The organism is Devosia sp. Z6_126 (assembly GCF_058133495.1).
On record NZ_JBYUNO010000015.1, the window covers coordinates 1 to 1956 of the forward strand.

The following is a 1956-nucleotide window of genomic DNA, read 5'->3' on the forward strand; positions in this document are numbered from 1 at the left end:
ACAGCCGCTACAGCACCCGAGCTGAGGAGGAAGTCCGCGGCTACCCACTTCTCCGCGGGAGTTTGTTGTTGTGAACCAGTGCCAGCCGTAAGAATCCAGGTGCCACCAAAGCCCCAAGGCCCCGCCGTGCCCAAAATCGCACTGCAGTTCCGCTAAGGGCTCGTCGGACTGCCCCGCAACCTCATTTGCTTTTCTGTGCTCGTTCATCATCTCACCCGGCTGTCTCAAGACCTCGACGCTTCGAAGTGCAGTTGACTGCCGCGTCGAGCGGCACGCCGCCCAAGAGCGGTTGCGATCGTCCTTCAGCTCTCTAGCGATAAGGCGGGTGTTCGTACCAAATTAACATGGGCCGGCATTTTGAACGCCGGCCACGATGCAGGGTGTCCCTGGTTCAAGAGCTTGGCTGGTCTGGCTTGTGCCTCAAAGTGTTCTAAAAAGCGGTCACACTGCTCGATCGTTCTCTCAGTGGACTGGCGCGCACCATGGGCAACCCGGTGGCATGGCTTGAGGTACGAAAAAGCTACATTATTGCCAGAAGCCATAAGCCAGGGCTGATAAGTAGCAGTCCGCAGCTGGTATGGCTTGCCGTCCCGTTGGGTGATTTGCCATAATTGTCTGGTGCTCAATTTTAGCTTGGATGCTGCGCAAAAGCGCAAGTGTCCGCATTCGGCTGTCATCTTCAGCCACTCTCTTCGACGCTGACGTATGGTTCGCTGCCGGCAAGGCGCCCAGTTGACTCCGCCATGTCAGTTCGCGGTACCGTAGCGGCGGCCAACGTGTTCTCGATGTGCCCTTAGGAACTGTGCGTCCAGCCGATGTTCGGGATTGGACGGAATAAATAGTGTTTGAGGGCCCTTGCGGCTCGCAATATTGGGATCCTGGCTGGATCCTACTACGACCCAGGTATGGTCATCCAGAATGTCAATCACGCCGCTGTCCCACAGGTAGTGAAAGTCTCGAGTGGCGACCAGCAGGTTGGAGAGCGTGTCAGGCCCTCCCCATTCTACCGGTTTGGCATGACACACTTCCAGACCTGTGGTTCTTCCATCGACGCTCAATAAGCGCCGTCCGCTAAATGCGCATTGGAAATTGTACAGCGGTAAAGCTTCGGTTCGAACAGCCAGATCGCGATGCCATGCACTACGCCAAACTCGCTGCCGAACGGTGTCTTCGTTCTCCAGCATGCCCGATGGCTCGAGACTCGTAGGTGGTTGGTCGAAGTCGTTGAAAGCGAGAATTGCGCTGAACTCACCACTGGGTATGAAGCGGAAGTCTTCCGCGAACCGCCTGCCGTGCAGCTTGCCGTCATCATGTCGAGCATAGCTCTCCGGGACCGGTCCGCCGGCCGGAACCGGAACGGGCTCTCTGAACTCGACGATGTCGGCCAAGCGCAGCACCAGGTAATTTGGCTTGCTCATATCCAGATCCGCGTGGGTCAGCCAAGCAGATGCGAAATAGCCGGACGGGTACTTGTTGGACCGGCTTTGATAAAGCAGCCCCCGCGCTCCTGCACACCGTATTACACGGTCGGCAAACTGGGCCCGAACGAGTGTAACGTTGTTCCTCAGGAGGGGACGGCGTTGTTCATTGATAACAACGACGGCGTGAGCTTCGTGGTCTGTTTCCATCTCCATCAGGGAAAACTACTAAGGGTGGAAACCCGCAGGATGGTGGCGGTACAAGGAGTGCTATCGGCTGAAGGCGGGGGTGACTGGCAGTAGGTCCCTGTGAGTCTCGACCCGAGAGAGTTTCCGCTGCAAACTGTCGGCCCTGCTATTGTGCCCCACAAAGCTGAGCCCGAAAATCGCAGCCGCTTCAGCCGACCAGAGCTGGACAGGCCTCCTCGGGGCAGAGGCTCCCTTAGCGCGGCCCAAGGGAGGTTGGCTTCCTACTGGCGAGCTTCGCGTTATCCACAGGCTCTGCTTTCTGGTGGAACCAGAAGTCAGTTTTGTCATT

The 1956-nt window shown here is 57.6% G+C and carries 1 protein-coding gene; it reads right to left on the reverse strand.

Annotated features, from left to right (window positions below):
* Positions 1-746: 746 nt before the first annotated feature.
* Complete coding sequence (locus AC3YOG_RS20620) at positions 747-1418, reverse strand: HNH endonuclease signature motif containing protein (RefSeq protein WP_489936468.1); 672 nt, start codon at positions 1416-1418, stop codon at positions 747-749.
* Positions 1419-1956: the final 538 nt, after the last annotated feature.